This is a genomic window from Cupriavidus sp. YR651 (assembly GCF_900101625.1).
Classification (GTDB): Bacteria; Pseudomonadota; Gammaproteobacteria; order Burkholderiales; family Burkholderiaceae; genus Cupriavidus.
In genome coordinates, this window is sequence record NZ_FMYZ01000002.1 from 216,103 (window position 1) to 231,715 (window position 15,613).

At 66.1% G+C, this 15,613-nt stretch carries 16 protein-coding genes; 7 read left to right on the top strand and 9 right to left on the bottom strand.

Annotated features, from left to right (window positions below; genetic code table 11):
- Window positions 1–9: 9 nt before the first annotated feature.
- The 5 genes from ybiB to BLR29_RS07150 form a co-directional block, all read right to left on the bottom strand.
- Window positions 10–1,020 carry a DNA-binding protein YbiB gene (gene ybiB, locus BLR29_RS07130; RefSeq protein ID WP_092135780.1) on the bottom strand — a complete coding sequence of 337 codons (1,011 nt, stop codon included), beginning with the start codon at window positions 1,018–1,020 and terminating at the stop codon, window positions 10–12.
- Window positions 1,021–1,138: 118 nt separating this feature from the next.
- Window positions 1,139–1,942, bottom strand: a complete 804-nt coding sequence (locus BLR29_RS07135) for an ABC transporter ATP-binding protein (RefSeq protein ID WP_092135781.1) — start codon at window positions 1,940–1,942, stop codon at window positions 1,139–1,141.
- A gap of 15 nt (window positions 1,943–1,957) precedes the next feature.
- Entirely contained in the window at window positions 1,958–2,869 is a 912-nt protein-coding gene (ntrB, locus tag BLR29_RS07140; RefSeq protein ID WP_092135783.1) for a nitrate ABC transporter permease, read from the bottom strand.
- 76 nt (window positions 2,870–2,945) lie between these two features.
- Window positions 2,946–4,253, bottom strand: coding sequence for a CmpA/NrtA family ABC transporter substrate-binding protein (locus BLR29_RS07145; RefSeq protein WP_092135784.1), 1,308 nt, complete (start codon window positions 4,251–4,253; stop codon window positions 2,946–2,948).
- 394 nt (window positions 4,254–4,647) lie between these two features.
- Window positions 4,648–5,283: an ANTAR domain-containing response regulator gene (locus tag BLR29_RS07150; RefSeq protein WP_092136638.1), complete on the bottom strand. Its 636-nt coding sequence runs from the start codon at window positions 5,281–5,283 to the stop codon at window positions 4,648–4,650.
- 190 nt (window positions 5,284–5,473) lie between these two features.
- On the opposite strand from BLR29_RS07150, the gene BLR29_RS07155 reads away from it, so the two are divergent.
- Complete coding sequence (locus BLR29_RS07155) at window positions 5,474–6,175, top strand: fumarylacetoacetate hydrolase family protein (protein WP_092135786.1); 702 nt, start codon at window positions 5,474–5,476, stop codon at window positions 6,173–6,175.
- A 4-nt stretch (window positions 6,176–6,179) separates the two neighbouring features.
- Complete coding sequence (gene maiA / locus BLR29_RS07160; RefSeq protein ID WP_092135787.1) at window positions 6,180–6,827, top strand: maleylacetoacetate isomerase; 648 nt, start codon at window positions 6,180–6,182, stop codon at window positions 6,825–6,827.
- Between the two features lie 99 nt (window positions 6,828–6,926).
- Here the strand turns inward: maiA and ftsY are convergent, their stop codons facing one another.
- On the bottom strand, window positions 6,927–8,228 hold the full coding sequence (gene ftsY / locus BLR29_RS07165) for a signal recognition particle-docking protein FtsY (protein ID WP_176860895.1): 1,302 nt from the start codon (window positions 8,226–8,228) through the stop codon (window positions 6,927–6,929).
- Between the two features lie 60 nt (window positions 8,229–8,288).
- On the opposite strand from ftsY, the gene BLR29_RS07170 reads away from it, so the two are divergent.
- The 5 genes from BLR29_RS07170 (at window position 8,289) to BLR29_RS07190 (ending at window position 12,952) form a co-directional block, all read left to right on the top strand.
- Window positions 8,289–9,842 (top strand): M16 family metallopeptidase, encoded by a 1,554-nt coding sequence (locus BLR29_RS07170; protein ID WP_092135789.1) that lies wholly within the window; start codon window positions 8,289–8,291, stop codon window positions 9,840–9,842.
- A gap of 9 nt (window positions 9,843–9,851) precedes the next feature.
- Window positions 9,852–11,216, top strand: coding sequence for a M16 family metallopeptidase (locus tag BLR29_RS07175; RefSeq protein WP_092135791.1), 1,365 nt, complete (start codon window positions 9,852–9,854; stop codon window positions 11,214–11,216).
- A gap of 88 nt (window positions 11,217–11,304) precedes the next feature.
- Window positions 11,305–11,943, top strand: coding sequence for a 16S rRNA (guanine(966)-N(2))-methyltransferase RsmD (gene rsmD / locus BLR29_RS07180; RefSeq protein WP_176860896.1), 639 nt, complete (start codon window positions 11,305–11,307; stop codon window positions 11,941–11,943).
- Window positions 11,944–12,139: 196 nt separating this feature from the next.
- A complete protein-coding gene (gene coaD, locus BLR29_RS07185; protein WP_066739714.1) occupies window positions 12,140–12,625 on the top strand; it encodes a pantetheine-phosphate adenylyltransferase in 486 nt (161 codons plus the stop codon).
- 66 nt (window positions 12,626–12,691) lie between these two features.
- Window positions 12,692–12,952, top strand: coding sequence for a YfhL family 4Fe-4S dicluster ferredoxin (locus BLR29_RS07190; protein ID WP_092135794.1), 261 nt, complete (start codon window positions 12,692–12,694; stop codon window positions 12,950–12,952).
- A gap of 140 nt (window positions 12,953–13,092) precedes the next feature.
- Here the strand turns inward: BLR29_RS07190 and pth are convergent, their stop codons facing one another.
- The 3 genes from pth to BLR29_RS07205 form a co-directional block, all read right to left on the bottom strand.
- The gene (pth, locus tag BLR29_RS07195) at window positions 13,093–13,689 is read right to left on the bottom strand and encodes an aminoacyl-tRNA hydrolase (RefSeq protein WP_092135795.1); all 597 of its coding nucleotides are present in this window, start codon (window positions 13,687–13,689) and stop codon (window positions 13,093–13,095) included.
- Between the two features lie 151 nt (window positions 13,690–13,840).
- A complete protein-coding gene (locus BLR29_RS07200) occupies window positions 13,841–14,458 on the bottom strand; it encodes a 50S ribosomal protein L25/general stress protein Ctc (RefSeq protein ID WP_092135797.1) in 618 nt (205 codons plus the stop codon).
- Between the two features lie 186 nt (window positions 14,459–14,644).
- The gene (locus BLR29_RS07205; RefSeq protein WP_092135798.1) at window positions 14,645–15,598 is read right to left on the bottom strand and encodes a ribose-phosphate pyrophosphokinase; all 954 of its coding nucleotides are present in this window, start codon (window positions 15,596–15,598) and stop codon (window positions 14,645–14,647) included.
- Window positions 15,599–15,613 lie beyond the last annotated feature (15 nt).

A 15,613-nucleotide genomic window follows, 5' to 3' on the forward strand; every position in this document is an offset into this window, starting at 1 on the left:
GCCGAGCGCTCAGACTGGGCTGGCCCACGCCACCCGGGTCGCCTGCTTCAGGCAGTCCTTGATCGTTTCCAACTGGGTGACGATCGGCGCCGGTACTGGCACGGTGCCATCCATCACCTTGCGGATCCAGGCGGCGGTCTGGGCGGGGTCGTTGCCCGACGGCAGTTCCGGGACCTCGCCGATCGATCCGCCGACCGGGTCGACCATCGTGCGCTGATGGCCGTCGTGGAGCCAGTCGATGCGGCTGCTGCGGCGCGCATCGGCCACGACTTCGCCCTCGGTGCCGCGCGCCAGCAGTACGTTGGCCGGCTCGTGCGAAAAGTAGTCGGTCAGCGTCTCGCGATATTCGGGATGGGTGTAGCTGTAGAGGCGCAGCGCTTCGGCAGGCGTGTGGGCCCCGATGGGCTGCAGCATCTTGACGATCGTGTGCGACGAATTGCGCAGGCCGATGATCGATCGCTTCTCCAGCAGTCGCGCCAGTGCCGGTGACAGCACCTCGATCGGCAGCACGGCCAGCGGATTCGCCGCCGCACGCAACTGGTCCTGCGCCGCCTGGGTGGTCGTGCACAGCGGCACGCCCAGCGCTTCGAACAACGTCATGCTGGTCACGCGGCCATGAAACTGGCGCGTGCCATGCACCAGCGTCGGCACGCCATCGCGCGCCAGCAGCAATGCCAGCAGTGGTACCAGGTTGGGTTGCTTGCGCGCGCCGTTGTAGCTGGGAATCACCACCACGGGTTTGTCCGGCGGCGGCGCCAGCGGCGTGCAGTGGCCGTGAGCCGCCTCCAGCATGCCGGCCAGCTCATGGGGCGCCTCGCCCTTGATCCGGTACGCCATCAGCACGGCGCCCAGTTCGATGTCGGACACACGACCGGCCAGCATGGCATCGAACAGCGCCTGCGCATCCTCGCGCGGCAGCGCGCGGGCGCCATTCACGCCGCGTCCGATTTCCTTGATGAACTTCGCGGCGGGAAAGCTGTTGCCACCGGGGGTGGCGGGGGTGTCTGTGGAGGACGTCATGGCGCGGCGCTTGGATCGTGGAGTTTGGGGTTCATGATAGCGGAGCGGGGCGGCTTCGCCCACGCCTGCCTGATCCCATCGCCGCCGCGTCGGGTTGATCTGGGGTGTGCGGTCCCGCCTATGCGGCCTCCTGCAGCGCCGGATTGCGCTGCTTCCGGTACAGGAAGTCCAGCACGGCCGTGCGGCAAGCGTGGTAGGTCTTGTCGTCGGCCAGCGCCACGCGATCGCGCGGGCGCGGAATATCGACCTTCAGGATCTCGCCGATCGTCGCCGCGGGGCCGTTGGTCATCATGACGATACGATCGGCCAGCAGCACGGCCTCGTCCACGTCGTGCGTGACCATGACCACCGTGCTCCTGGTGCGGGCGACGATCTTGATCAGCTCGTCCTGCAGGTGGGCGCGCGTCAGCGCATCCAGCGCGCCGAACGGTTCGTCCATCAGCAGGACCTTGGGCTGCATCGCCAGCGCACGGGCAATGCCTACCCGCTGCTTCATCCCGCCCGAGATCTCGTGCGGATATTTGGCCTCCGCATGCGTCAGGCCAACCAGCGCGAGCGTGTCGTGGGTGCGCGCCTTCAGCTGCGCCTTGCTTTCGGTGGCGCCGAACACGCGCTCCACGCCCAGGTGCACGTTCTCGAAGCAAGTCATCCACGGCAGCAGCGAATGGTTCTGGAATACCACCGCACGCTCCGGCCCCGGGCCAGCGATCTCGCGGCCCGCGCAGATCAGTGCGCCGGAGGTCGGGCTGGTCAGTCCGGCAATCAGGTTCAGCAGCGTGGACTTGCCGCAGCCGGAGTGCCCGATCAGCGTGATGAATTCCCCCTCGGCGATGGAGAGGTGGATCTCGCGCAGGGCCACGAACGGCCCCTTGCGTGTCTTGAACGTCTGCCCGACGTTCTCGATGCTGACAAACTTTTCCATGACGTCCGTCCCCGATCAGGTGTTGCCGTAGCTGAAGCGGCGGGCCAGCGCCAGCAGCAGGTGCTCCAGCACCAGGCCGACCACGCCGATGATGAAGATCGCGATCACGATGTGCTCGACCTTCAGGTTGTTCCATTCATCCCAGAGCCAGAAGCCGATGCCGGTGCCGCCCGTCAGCATCTCCGCGGCGACGATCACGAGCCATGCCGTACCGATCGACAACCGCACGCCGGTAAGCATGTAGGGCAGCACGGCCGGGAACAGCACGCGGCGGAATACCTTCCATTCGGACAGATCCAGCACACGCGCCACGTTCAGGTAGTCCTGCGGCACGCGCGTCACGCCCACGGCGGTGTTGATGATCATCGGCCAGATCGAGCAGATGAAGATCGCCCAGATGGCGGCAGGGTTGGCCGCCTTGAACAGCAGCAGGCCGATCGGCAGCCATGCCAGTGGCGACACCGGACGCAGCAGGCTGATCACGGGCGCGGCCATCGCGTTCAGGAACGCAAAACGCCCGAGCAGGAAGCCGGCCGGAATGCCGACCAGCGCGGCCAGGCCAAAGCCCGCCGCCACGCGGGTCAGCGATGCCAGCACGTTCCAGCCGATGCCCTGGTCGTTCGGCCCGTTGCGGTAGAACGGATCGGAGAACAGCGGCACCGCCGCGTTCCACGTCGCGCCGGGCGTGGGGATGGCCGGGATCATGGTGGCGATGCCGTGCCACACGAGCAGGAACAACACAAAGCCAACCACCGGCGGTACGGCCTTGAGCACGACGCCGCCGAACGCGTCGCGTCGCGCGGCCTGGCGCTCCTGCGCGGCGATCTCCAGCTTGCGGCGGCGCGTCTGCTCCTTGATATCGGGGTCGACGGATTCCGCGTTTATGGCGGTGGCGCCTTCCGGCGCGGCTTGGGCAATTGCGTTCACGTCTGGCTCCTGAAGGGGCGGGCAGGGAAAGGTAGGCGGAGCAAGCCGGGCAGGCTGCGCCGCCAGCGGAGCAGCGTCAGGCCTTGATCTTGAAGCCGTCGGCGTAGGCCTTCGGGTCCTTGGTCGCATCCCACGTCACGCCGTCGATCAGCCGGGCGGTGCGGAAGTCGCTCTTGGGCACCGCTACCTGCGCGGCTGCGGCCGCTTGCTTGAATACGTCGATCCGGTTCACCTGCCTGGCCACGGCGAGGTAGTCCGGGTGGTCCTTCAGCAGGCCCCAGCGCTTGTGCTGGGTCAGGAACCACATGCCGTCTGAGAGGAACGGGTAGTTCGCCGTGCCGTCCTGATAGAACTTCATGGAATCGGGGTCGTCCCAGGTCTTGCCCAGGCCGTTGCTGTAGCGGCCGAGCATGCGGTCCAGGATGATGTCCATGTCGGTATTGACGTAGGACTTGGCGGCGATGGTTTCCGCCGTCTTGCGACGGTTCGAAGCCGATGCGTCGATGTATTTCGACGCTTCCAGGATCGCGGCCACCATGGCACGCGCCGTGTTCGGATTCTTCTGAACGAAGTCGGCGGTGGTGCCGAGCGTCTTTTCCGGGTGATCCTTCCAGATGGCCTGCGTGGTTTCCACGGTGAAGCCAATCTTGTCGGCGATGGCGCGCGCGCCCCAGGGTTCGCCGACGCAGAAGCCGTCCATGTTGCCCACGCGCATGTTGGCCACCATCTGCGGCGGCGGCACCGTGATCGCCTTGGCGTCCTGCATCGGATTGATGCCGTTGGCCGCCAGCCAGTAGTAGAGCCACATCGCGTGCGTGCCGGTGGGGAAGGTTTGCGCGAACGTGTAGTCGCGCTTCTCCTTGGCCATCAGCGCGCGCAGGCTGGCGCCGTCGCGGACGCCCTTCTCGGACAGCTTGGACGACAGCGTGATGGCCTGGCCATTGTGGTTCAGGTTCATCAGCACGGCCATGTCCTTCTTGGGGCCGCCGATGCCCAGCTGCACGCCGTAGATGAGGCCATACAGCACGTGGGCGGCGTCCAGTTCGCCATTGACCAGCTTGTCGCGCACGGCCGCCCAGGATGCTTCCTTGCTCGGCGTGATCTTGATGCCGTACTTCTTGTCCAGGCCCAGCGTCGATGCCATGACGACGGACGCGCAATCGGTCAGCGGGATGAAGCCGATCTTCACCTCGGACTTCTCCGGCGCGTCGGAGCCCGCCGCCCAGGCACCGCTGCGCACCAGCGGGTCCACCAGCGTCATCACGCTGGCACCGGCGATGGTGGCCAACGCGCGGCGACGGCCGTGGCTCGCGGGGGCCGTTTCGGCGGCGGCGGATTCCACGGCGGCGCGCGGGGTCTTGGCAATCTTCAGGCGAGAGGGCATTGCGATGGCTCCAGAAAGAAAAAGGCGTCCCGATCCGCATCCCGCCTTCGCCAGAAATCAGGGTGCAGTTCAGGACGCCGTTGTCCGATGCCGCGCGGTCGTCGTTGACCGCGTGCATATGTTGTTCGGTGATGCTTCAGACTTCGTACCGCGCAACCGTCGTTGGTCGCGACATCGATAACGCAAGCGACGTGCCAGCGGGATGGCGGAGGACGAAACGCGGGAAATTCACCACGCGGATGCGGCACGCTCGCAAGCGGTGCCGACGGCGTACCGCGAACGGGCACGCCGGCTTTGCTGTCGGGCGCGAAGTGGGCGCGAAGTCGTGCGGGACGACCGGCCGGTGGCGCCGAAATTGTGCATTGCACCAGCCGCGTGCGGCCGGTGCGGGCGATCAGGTCATCACATCGATGACGCGCTGGGCAGCTTCCACCAGCTTGATGCCGCGCTCCATCGCCATGTTGCGCAGGCGCTTGAAGGCCTCTTCCTCGTTGATGCCGCGCGCCTCCATCAGCAGCCCCTTGGCGCGCTCGACCGTCTTGCGCTCGGCCAGCTTGAGCCTGGTGGCGTCCAGCTCCGCGCGCAGTTGCTGGTCGAGTTCGAAACGGGCATAGGCAACGTTCAGCACCGTCTTCACGCGCTCGGCGCGCAGGCCGTCGACGATATAGGCGGTGATGCCGGCGGACAGCGCCCCCTTGATGCGCTGGGCGTCGTCGTTATCCGTGAACAGCACGATCGGGCGCGGCGCGTGCTGCGTGGAAACGCAGACGTGCTCGATGGTGTCGCGGGCGGCCGATTCGGAGGCAATGATGACGAGGTCCGGCTGGCTGGCGGCGATCACGTCGGGCAGGCGCAGGTCGGCATCGACGGTCTCCACCTCCGGGAAGCCGGCCTGCGCCAGTCCGGCGCGGATGGTCTCCACGTTGAGCGGATCGGCGTCATGCGGATCCCGCACCAGCAAGATGCGGAGCTGGCGGGGTGGAGCGGCCGGTGGTGCATTGGCGGATGGGGGCGGGTGGCGGCGGGTCATGGCGGTCGCTTGGTTGCGGTGCAATATGCAAGATTCGCGCCGGGACTACCTGTACTGTATGCCGCGGTACGCAAGGTGTATGCTTTTGCCCTGCTGCGCCGGGCGCGGCGCTCCCGTGGCACACCTGCCGCGGGAGGTGCCGGATGCGTCCGCCCAGCGTTCCATCAGAAAAAAGAGTCTGGAGAGTTGGATGACCGAGTTCGTATTCGCCCCGCAAGCCCCCGTCGGCGTTCCCGTGCGAGGCAGCAGCGCCGCGTTTCCTGTGCGCCGTGTCTATTGCGTGGGCCGCAACTATGCCGCACACGCCCGCGAGATGGGTTCGGATCCCGATCGCGAACCGCCGTTTTTCTTCTGCAAGCCGTCTGACGCCGTCAGCTACATTGCCGACAACACCGAGGGCACCTTCCCGTACCCCCCCGGCACCGGCAACTGCCACTATGAAGTGGAACTGGTCGTGGCCATCGGCAAGGGTGGCAAGGACATCTCCGTGGAGCAAGCCGCCAGCCACGTCTATGGCTACGCCATTGGCCTGGACATGACGCGCCGCGACCTCCAGAACGAATCGAAGAAGACCGGCCGCCCCTGGGAGACCGGCAAGGCCTTCGACAAATCGGCGCCGATTGGCCCGATCGTGCCCGTGTCCGCCATCGGCCATCCGGAGAAGGGCGCGGTGACGCTGGCCGTCAACGGTGCCGAGAAGCAGCGCGGCGACCTGTCGGACCTGATCTGGTCGGTGCCGGAGATGGTGTCGTATCTGTCGAAGCTGTTCGAGCTGCAGCCGGGCGACCTGATCTATAGCGGGACGCCTGAAGGCGTGGGCCCGGTGGTCAAGGGCGACGTCATGCAATGCCACATCGAGGGTGTGGGCGACCTGACCGTCAAGGTGGTCTGACGCGATGCTCAAGCTTTACAGCTACTTCCGCAGCTCGGCCTCCTTCCGGGTGCGCATCGCCCTCGGCCTGAAGGGCCTGCCCTATGAGTACGTGGGCGTGCATCTGCTGAAGGAGGGCGGCATGCAGCTGAAGCCGGAATACCGCGCGCTCAACGCAGATGGCGTGGTGCCGACGCTGGTCGTCGACGGTCAGCCGCTGATCCAGTCGATGGCGATCATCGAGTATCTGGACGAGGTACACCCGGAGCCGCCGCTGTTGCCAAAGGATGCGCTGGACCGCGCCATCGTGCGTGGCCTGGCGCAGGAGATCGCGTGCGAGATCCATCCGCTGAACAACCTGCGCGTGCTGAAGTACGTGAAGCACAAGCTGGGCGCGACGGACGAGGTCAAGGACGCGTGGTACAAGCACTGGGTCGAGGAGGGCTTTGCGTCGCTGGAGGTCAACCTGTCGCAGCTCGGCCGTGTGGGCCGGTTCGCGTTCGGCGACACGCCGACGCTGATCGACCTGTGCCTGGTACCGCAGGTCTTCAACGCGCAACGCTTCAACGTCGACATGAGCCGTTTTCCGACGATCGCGAAGATCAACGATGCGTGCATGGCGCTGGAGGCGTTCCAGAAGGCGGCACCGGGCGTGCAGCCGGATAGCGAGTAAGCGCGAGCGCGCGCCCAGCGCGAGGCAAGGAAAAACCCCGGTAGCGATACCGGGGTTTTTTCTTTCGGTGGCTTGTGCGGCGCGGCGCGCTATCCCACGCTATCCCAGCAGCGCCTCCGCGAACTCGTCGGCCCTGAACGGCTGCAGGTCTTCCACCTTCTCGCCCACGCCGATGAAATACACCGGCACCGGGCGCTGGCGGGCGATCGCCGCCAAGATGCCGCCCTTGGCAGTGCCGTCGAGCTTGGTGACGATCAGGCCGGTCAGACCGAGCGCATCGTCAAACGCGCGCGTCTGGGCCAGGGCGTTCTGCCCCGTGTTGGCGTCGATCACCAGCAGGCACTCGTGCGGTGCCGTGGGCATGGCCTTGGCGATCACGCGCTTGACCTTCTTCAGCTCTTCCATCAGGTGAAGCTGCGTGGGCAGGCGGCCAGCGGTGTCGGCCATCACGACATCGATCTTGCGGGCGCGCGCCGCGTTCACCGCATCGAAGATCACCGCGGCCGGATCGCCGCTCTCCTGGGCGACCACCGTCACGTTGTTGCGTTCGCCCCAGATGGTCAGCTGCTCGCGCGCGGCGGCGCGGAACGTGTCGCCGGCGGCCAGCAGCACCGACTGGTGGTAGGCCTGGAAATGCTTGCAGAGCTTGCCGATGCTGGTGGTCTTGCCGGCGCCGTTCACGCCCGCGATCATCATGACCAGCGGCTGTTCGCGGCCCAGCTCCATCGTCTTCTCGAGCGGACGCAGCAGATCGGTCAACAGGTCCTTCAGCGCGGCTTTCACGCCCTCGGACGTCTCGATGCGCTCGCTCTTGACGCGGCGGCGCAGTTCGCCCAGCAGGTATTCCGTCGCCTCGACGCCCGCATCGGCCATCAGCAGCGCGGTCTCCAGTTCCTCGTACAGGGCTTCGTCGACCTTCACGCCAACGAACAGCGTGCCGATGTTCTTGCTGGTCTTTGATAACCCGGCGCGCAGGCGCGACATCCAGCCACGTTTGGCCTCAGGCGTCGGCGCGGGCGGCGGGGTCAGTTCCATGTCATCCGCCACCGGCGGATCGAAGGCAACCGGAGCCGGCCGGGGTGGCGGAACCTGCGCGGGGGCCGGTGCCGGCACTGGTGCTGGCACCGGAGCGAGGGCGGGAATGGGCGCGGGAATGGGGGCCGGAGCGGGAATTGGCGCGGGAATTGGCGCGGGAACTGGCGCCGGAACAGGGGCTGGCGAAGGGACAGGTGAAGGGGTTGGGGCCGCCGTCGGCGCAGGCGTGGGAGCCGGCGCGAGGGTCGGGGCGGGCGCGGGTGCGGCCAGGGGCGCCGGTGCCACGGCCGGCGCGGGCACGGCGGCCGGCGACTCGGCAGGCGCAGGGGCCGGCTCGGCCTTGCGCTTCTTCCAGAAACTAAACATTGGGAAAGGGGTCAATACCCCGGTAGAATCAATCGCCAAAATTCTAGCAGACGGGGTCGCATGAACCATTGCGCTGTCATGTCCGGACCGGGCGCCGCCCGTCCCGAATCGCTGCCCGCCGGCGCCGCCGCACTCGCGCGGCGCATCCATCCCACCATGATTGCCGCCGCGTTCGCCGCTGCCCTGGCCGGTCTGCCGGCCGGGCCGGCGCTTGCCCAGCCATCGAACGAGACTGCCCGGACGACGTCCGCGCCCGCCCCCCAGTCGCCGCCCTCGGGCGCCCGCACGGCGGCCGTGGGGCAGCCAGAGGCCGGCACCACGGAATTCCGCTTGTCCAACGGCATGCGCGTGATCGTCAAGGAAGACCATCGCGCGCCGACGGTGGCGCACCAGATCTGGTATCGGACCGGTGGCATCGACGAGGTCAGCGGAACCACCGGCGTGGCCCACATGCTCGAGCACATGATGTTCAAGGGGACGCCCAAGGTGCCGGTGGGCGAGTTCTCGCGCCAGATCGCCATGCTGGGCGGACGCGAGAACGCGATGACCAATCGGGACTTCACGCTTTATTACCAGCAGATCGCCAAGCAATACCTGCCGAAGATGATGGAGCTGGAGGCCGACCGCATGGCCAACCTCATCATCAAGAAGGATGAGTTCGACCGCGAGATGAAGGTCGTGATGGAGGAGCGCCGCCTGCGTACCGACGACTCCCCGCGCGGCACCGTCTACGAGCAGTTGCTGGCCACGGTCTACACGGCCGCGCCGTACCGCCACCCGGTGATCGGCTGGATGGACGACCTCGTGAACATGCGGGTCGAGGATGTGCAGGAGTGGTACAAGGCCTGGTATGTGCCCAACAACGCGATGCTGGTGGTGACCGGCGACGTCCGCCCGGACGAGGTCCGCGCGATGGCCGAGCGCTACTACGGCAAGCTCAAGCCGCGCACGCTGCCGCTGCGCAAGACGCAGCTGGAGGCCAAGCAGGAAGGCATCAAGCGCATCTGGGTCAAGGCGCCGGCCGAGAACCCGTACATGGTGATGGCCTACAAGGTGCCGCGCCTGCATGACGTGGAGAAGGATGTCGATCCGTACGCGCTGGAAGTCCTGTCCGCCGTGCTCAACGGCTACGACAACGCCCGCCTGACGCGCGAGCTGGTGCGCGAGCAGCGGCTGGCCGACGACGTCAACGTTGGCTACGACAGCATCAATCGTGGCGAATCGCTCTTCGTGCTCGACGGCACGCCCGCCAGCGGTCATACCACCGAGGAGATCGAGCGCGCGTTGCGCGAGGAAATCCAGCGGATCGCGAAGAACGGCGTGTCCGAAGAGGAGCTGAAGCGCGTGAAGGCGCAGGTCGTGGCCGGCCAGATCTACAAGCGCGACTCGGTCTTCGGGCAGGGCATGGAAATCGGCGTGGCCGAGATCGCAGGCCTCTCCTGGCGCCAGATCGACCGCATGCTCGACAAGATCAAGGAAGTCACGCCAGCCCAGGTGCAGGCCGTCGCCGGCAAGTATTTCAGCGACGACAACCTGACCGTGGCCACGCTGCTGCCGCAGCCGATCGACCCCAACAAGCCCAAGACCGCGGCCCCCGAGGGCCTGCGTCACTGAGGAGCGACGATGTCCGTATCCGTCATGACGATTGCATCGCCACGCATGGTGCGCCGGCTGGCTGGCGCCGCCTGCGGGGTGGTCGCGTTCCTCGCCGGTGCCGTGGCCCATGCCGCCATCCCGATCGAGAGCTGGACCGCATCCACCGGGGCAAAGGTATTTTTCGTGCCGAGCCCGTCGATCCCGATGCTCGACGTCAATATCGACTTCGACGCCGGCAGCCGCTATGACCCGCCGGGCAAGGCCGGGCTGGCAACGCTCGCCGCCGCGTTGCTCGACAAGGGTGCCGCCGCGCAGGATGGCCAGCCGGCGCGCAACGAAGCGCAGATCGCCGATGCATTCGCCGATACCGGTGCCGATTTTGGCGGCGCTGCCGGGGGAGACCGCGGTGGCATCGGCCTGCGGACGCTGACGGCATCGCCTGAACGTGAGCAGTCACTGCGTCTGGCCGGGCAGCTCATCAAGGCGCCGACCTATCCGGACGCCGTGGTCGCTCGCGAAAAGCAGCGCCTGATCACCGCGATCCGCGAGGGCGATACGCGCCCGGGCGTAATCGCCGACAAGACCGTGTCGAAGGCGATGTACCCGAACCATCCCTACGGGGTATCGGCCACGCCGGAGTCGGTCGGATCAATCACGCGCGACGACCTGACGAAGTTCTGGCGCGACACCTACAGCGCAAAGCGCGCCGTCGTGACGCTGATCGGCGCGATCGACCGCAAGCAGGCCGAACAGATCGCCGAAGACCTGACGAAGGGCCTGCCCGAAGGCGTCGCGCCGCCGGCGATCCCCGACGTGCAGATGACGATTCCGGCCAGCGAGAAGCGCATCCCGCATCCGGCGCAGCAGGCCAGCGTGGCGATGGGCCAGCCCGCTATCGCGCGTGGCGACCCCGACTACTTCGCGCTGCTGGTGGGCAACTACGTGCTGGGCGGCGGCGGTTTCAGCTCGCGCCTGACGGATCAGGTGCGCGAGAAGCGGGGGCTGACCTACGGCGTGGACAGCTATTTCGCACCGTCCAGGCAGCCGGGTCCGTTCGGCATCACGCTGCAGACGAAGAAGGCCAACACCGATGAGGCGCTGACGCTGGTGCGCCAGATCGTTGCCCAATTCGTGGCGCAGGGCCCGACCGACGCTGAATTGCGCGCTGCCAAGGACAACCTGGTCAACGGCTTTCCGCTGCGAATCGACAGCAATCGCAAGCTGCTGACCAATGTGGCCAATATCGGCTGGTATGGCCTGCCGCTCGACTACCTCGACACGTGGACCGCGCAGATCAACAAGATCACGCGCGATCAGGTCCGTGCGGCATTCCAGCGCCATGTTCACCCGGACGCGATGGCCACGGTCATTGTTGGCGGCCCCGAAAAGTAGCCGTTGATCATCGTGCGCCCCATCCGATGGTGGGGCGCGCCGCCCCGCGGCCGGTGTGGCGCGGCGTGGCAGGCTCTACAATCACGGCATGAATTCGCGTTCCCGACCTTCGCCCGCGCCGCGCGTGCGATCCTCTTCCCCAGCGTCACGATCGGCGACCGCCCAGGTGCGGATCATCGGCGGGCGCTGGAAGCGCTCCCTGTTGCCGGTGCTTGACGCCGAGGGCTTACGCCCGACCCCGGACCGCGTCCGGGAAACCCTGTTCAACTGGCTTGGCCAGGACCTGTCCGGGCTGAGCTGCCTCGACCTGTTTGCGGGCTCCGGCGCACTTGGCTTCGAAGCCGCGTCGCGCGGCGCCGCCGCCGTGACGCTGGTGGAAGCCAACCCGCGTGTGGCGCGCCAGTTGCGTGACAACCAGTACCGGTTTGACGCCGTGCAGGTCAAGGTCATCCAGGGCGATGCCTTTGGTGTGGCCGCGCAGATGCCCGCCGCCAGCTTCGACGTGATCTTCCTGGACCCCCCGTTTGCGGAGGACTGGCTCGGGCCCGCACTGGAGCATGCGGCGCGGCTGTCACGTCCGGGCGGGGCCGTGTATGTGGAAACCGATCGTGCGCTGATCGGACCGGATGCGCCGGTGCCGGCATCGCTGGAGATCGTGCGTCAGGCACGGGCCGGCGCGGTGCACTTCCACCTGTTGCAACATCGCCTGCCAGGCGGATCGGAATAGAGACGTCGTACGACGAGTTCCGCGCCGTATAAGCCTTTCCGGTCGTGCTGCAATGCCGCAAAAAGGGTGCGCGTGCCGACTTCCAAACGCGGCATTTGGCGTTACACTACGCCGCTGTTGTTTGTTCAACGCTCGTCACCAAGAATCATTCGAAACGGCAAGTGAAGCCGGCAACGGGCAGCCCAAAGGAGGAAATATGGTCGTCGCGGTCTATCCCGGTACATTCGATCCCATGACCCGGGGACACGAGGATCTCGTCCGCCGCGCGTCGAATATCTTCGACGAGCTGGTGGTCGGTGTGGCGCACAGCCCCAACAAACGCCCATTCTTCTCGCTCGAGGAGCGCATCGGCATCGCGCGCGAGGTGCTCGGCCACTACCCCAACGTGCGGGTGGAAGGCTTCTCGGGCCTGCTTAAGGATTTCGTGCGCAAGAACAATGCGCGCGTGATCGTCCGCGGCCTGCGCGCCGTGTCGGATTTCGAATACGAGTTCCAGATGGCCGGCATGAACCGCTATCTGCTGCCTGACGTCGAAACCATGTTCCTGACGCCGTCTGACCAGTACCAGTTCATCTCGGGCACCTTCGTGCGCGAAATCGCGGTGCTGGGCGGCGATGTCAGCAAGTTTGTCTTTCCCTCCGTGGAGCGCTGGCTTCAGGAGAAGATTGGCAAACCGGAATAAAATAGAAGTCTTCGATCCCGCCGACGTGGCCAGTCGGGCGCGGGCGGGTCGCTGGAAGGAAATATCATGGCGCTGATCATCACCGACGACTGCATCAACTGCGACGTTTGTGAGCCCGAGTGCCCGAACGAAGCAATTTCGATGGGGCCCGAGATCTACGAGATCGACCCCAACAAGTGCACCGAGTGCGTCGGCCACTTTGACGAACCGCAGTGCCAGCAAGTCTGCCCCGTTGCGTGTATTCCCAAGGATCCCAACCGGGTGGAAACGCATGAAGTGCTGATGCAACGCTACCGGTTGCTGACCGCGGCAAGGCACGCGGCCTGAAGCCGGATCGCATCGGCGGTCGACTCGTTGCTCGTTCCGGGCTATCCGGAAAAGAAAAACCCCGCTCAACGCATGTTGGCGGGGTTTTTTGCTGGCCGCGTGGCGGATTGCTCCGCTCAGGCTTAGGGGATGAGGCGCGATCAGCGTCCCGTGTGCAGTTCCATCATCGCACGCTCGCTCTCGCCTCGCGCCAGCAGTCCCAGCGGGTCGATGCTGCGGTCGATGGCCTCGTCGATGGCTTGCTGTTCTTCCTTCCGCGGCGGCTTCAGCACATAGTTCACCACGTCCTCGCGGGCGGCTCCGGCGCCGCCCGGGGCATTGCGCGGATGGCCCACGCCCAGGCGCAGCCGCCAGTAGTCCTGTGTGGTCAGGTGAGCGGCGATGTCCTTCAGCCCGTTATGGCCGCCCGCACCGCCGCCGCGCTTGAGCTTGACGGCGCCCGCAGGCAGGTCCATCTCATCATGTGCCACGAGGATTTCGTCCGGCAGGACTTTATAGAAGCGCGCCAGCGATACCACGGCCAGGCCGGAACGGTTCATGAATGTTGATGGCTTGAGCAGCCAGATGTCCTGGTCCCACAGCCGCGCACGGCCGGCCAGGCCGTGGAAGCGGCCTTCCACGCGTAGCGTTGTGCCACCCATGCGGGCGAGCTGGTCGACGAGCCAGAATCCGGCGTTGTGCCGCGTGGCTTCGTATTCCGCCCCGGGATTGCCGAGGCCGACGATGAGCTTGATCATGCGTTATATCGGGAGTCGGGTGCCTGACGGCACCGGTTGGCGCCAGACAGGATACGCGAAAAATCCGCGCGAAAAAAAACCGCCGGCGAACCGGCGGTTTCTTCGATGCAGCAGCGGCGCTGGTCCGCTACGGCACCTGATGCAATGTCGCTCAGGCAGCCGGCGTTTCGCCAGCGGCTGCTTCACCGCCTTCAGCTGCCGCCACGCCGCCGGCCGGCAGCGAGATGTTGGCGATGGCGGGGTTCTCGTCACCGTGGGTGATGGCGGTCACGCCCTTCGGCAGGTTCAGGTCCGACAGGTGGATGGTCTGGTTCAGTTCGGCCTTGCCCAGATCCACTTCGATGAACTCGGGCAGGTCGCCCGGCAGGCACGACACTTCCAGGTCATTCAGGATGTGGTTGACGATGCCGTGGCCCAGCTTCACGCCAGGAGCGGATTCCTGGTTCATGAAGTGCAGGGGCACCTTCACGTGGATCTTGTCGGTGGCGGACACGCGCTGGAAGTCGACGTGCAGCACCAGCGGCTTGAACGGGTGCATCTGGAAGGCGCGCAGCAGGGCCTTCTCGGACTTGCCAGCCACTTCGAGGTCCAGGATCGACGAGTGGAACGCTTCCTTCTTCAGGGCGTGCCACAGGGCGTTGTGATCCAGCTCGATCATCTTCGGCTCGTTGGCGCCGCCGTAGATGATGCCGGGGGTCTTGCCGGAATTGCGCAGGCGGCGGCTCGCACCCGTACCCTGTACGCTACGCTCGAAAGCGATAACTTTCATTGTGAACTCCAAAAGTAAGAAGGCTGTCCGCGACCAGACAGCCTCGACTGGGCGACGCATCTTGAATGGTGCGCCGCCTGAATCACGTTGACCGCCGATATGGCAGCCAACGCGGTAAAGCCTTGCATTTTAGCAGGATTCCCCGCTCAAATCGCCCGCTCCATGTGAAACGGGCGAGCGGCCGGATCAGGCGTCGGCAAACAGCGACATGATCGAGTCGCCCTTCACGATCCGGGTAAAGGTCTCGGCCAGCAGCGGGGCGGTGGAGACCTGGCGGATCTTGCCGGACTGGCGTGCCTCGTCCGACAGCGGGATGGTGTCGCACACCACCACTTCGTCGAGTTCGGACGCCGCGATGCGGGCGGCAGCGCCGCCGGACAACACCGGGTGGGTGCAGTAGGCGAACACCTTCAGCGCGCCGCGTTCCTTCAGCACCTGGGCCGCCTTGCACAGCGTGCCGCCGGTGTCGATCATGTCGTCCATGATGACGCAGTTGCGGCCGGCGACTTCACCGATGATGTTCATCACCTCGGCCACGTTGGCCTTGGGGCGACGCTTGTCGATGATGGCCAGGTCGCAGTTCAGCTGCTTGGCCAGTGCACGGGCGCGTACCACGCCGCCAACGTCCGGCGACACGACCAGCAGGTCGCCGTAGTTCTTCTCGCGCAGGTCGCCCAGCAGTACCGGGGATGCGTAGATGTTGTCGACGGGGATATCGAAGAAACCCTGGATCTGGTCCGCGTGCAGGTCCATCGTCAGGACCCGTTCCACGCCGGCGACTTCCAGCATGTTGGCGACGATCTTGGCCGAGATGGCCACGCGCGCCGAACGCGGGCGGCGATCCTGGCGGGCATAGCCGAAGTACGGCATGGCGGCGGTGATGCTGCGTGCCGAGGCGCGCTTGAGGGCATCGACCATCACCATCAGTTCCATGAGGTTGTCGTTGGTCGGCGCGCAGGTCGACTGCAGCACGATGACGTGCTTGCCGCGAACGTTTTCCTGGATTTCGACCTGGACTTCACCGTCGGAGAAACGGCCTACCAGCGCTTTTCCCAGAGGAATGCCGAGGTGCTGTACGACAGCCTCCGCGAGTTTGGGGTTGGCGTTGCCGGTAAATACCATCAAGCCTTCGCTGCTCATTCGGGGCACCTGTCT

Bases quoted from the DNA above. Each gene is read 5' to 3' on its own strand.
- BLR29_RS07150 (WP_092136638.1), bottom strand. From the start codon at position 5,283: ATGACCCGCCGCCACCCGCCCCCATCCGCCAATGCACCACCGGCCGCT.
- BLR29_RS07135 (WP_092135781.1), bottom strand. From the start codon at position 1,942: ATGGAAAAGTTTGTCAGCATCGAGAACGTCGGGCAGACGTTCAAGACA.
- maiA (WP_092135787.1), top strand. From the start codon at position 6,180: ATGCTCAAGCTTTACAGCTACTTCCGCAGCTCGGCCTCCTTCCGGGTG.
- BLR29_RS07145 (WP_092135784.1), bottom strand. From the start codon at position 4,253: ATGCCCTCTCGCCTGAAGATTGCCAAGACCCCGCGCGCCGCCGTGGAA.
- pth (WP_092135795.1), bottom strand. From the start codon at position 13,689: ATGATCAAGCTCATCGTCGGCCTCGGCAATCCCGGGGCGGAATACGAA.
- BLR29_RS07205 (WP_092135798.1), bottom strand. From the start codon at position 15,598: ATGAGCAGCGAAGGCTTGATGGTATTTACCGGCAACGCCAACCCCAAA.
- BLR29_RS07175 (WP_092135791.1), top strand. From the start codon at position 9,852: ATGTCCGTATCCGTCATGACGATTGCATCGCCACGCATGGTGCGCCGG.
- BLR29_RS07170 (WP_092135789.1), top strand. From the start codon at position 8,289: ATGAACCATTGCGCTGTCATGTCCGGACCGGGCGCCGCCCGTCCCGAA.
- ybiB (WP_092135780.1), bottom strand. From the start codon at position 1,020: ATGACGTCCTCCACAGACACCCCCGCCACCCCCGGTGGCAACAGCTTT.
- BLR29_RS07190 (WP_092135794.1), top strand. From the start codon at position 12,692: ATGGCGCTGATCATCACCGACGACTGCATCAACTGCGACGTTTGTGAG.
- BLR29_RS07155 (WP_092135786.1), top strand. From the start codon at position 5,474: ATGACCGAGTTCGTATTCGCCCCGCAAGCCCCCGTCGGCGTTCCCGTG.
- ftsY (WP_176860895.1), bottom strand. From the start codon at position 8,228: ATGTTTAGTTTCTGGAAGAAGCGCAAGGCCGAGCCGGCCCCTGCGCCT.
- coaD (WP_066739714.1), top strand. From the start codon at position 12,140: ATGGTCGTCGCGGTCTATCCCGGTACATTCGATCCCATGACCCGGGGA.
- rsmD (WP_176860896.1), top strand. From the start codon at position 11,305: ATGAATTCGCGTTCCCGACCTTCGCCCGCGCCGCGCGTGCGATCCTCT.
- BLR29_RS07200 (WP_092135797.1), bottom strand. From the start codon at position 14,458: ATGAAAGTTATCGCTTTCGAGCGTAGCGTACAGGGTACGGGTGCGAGC.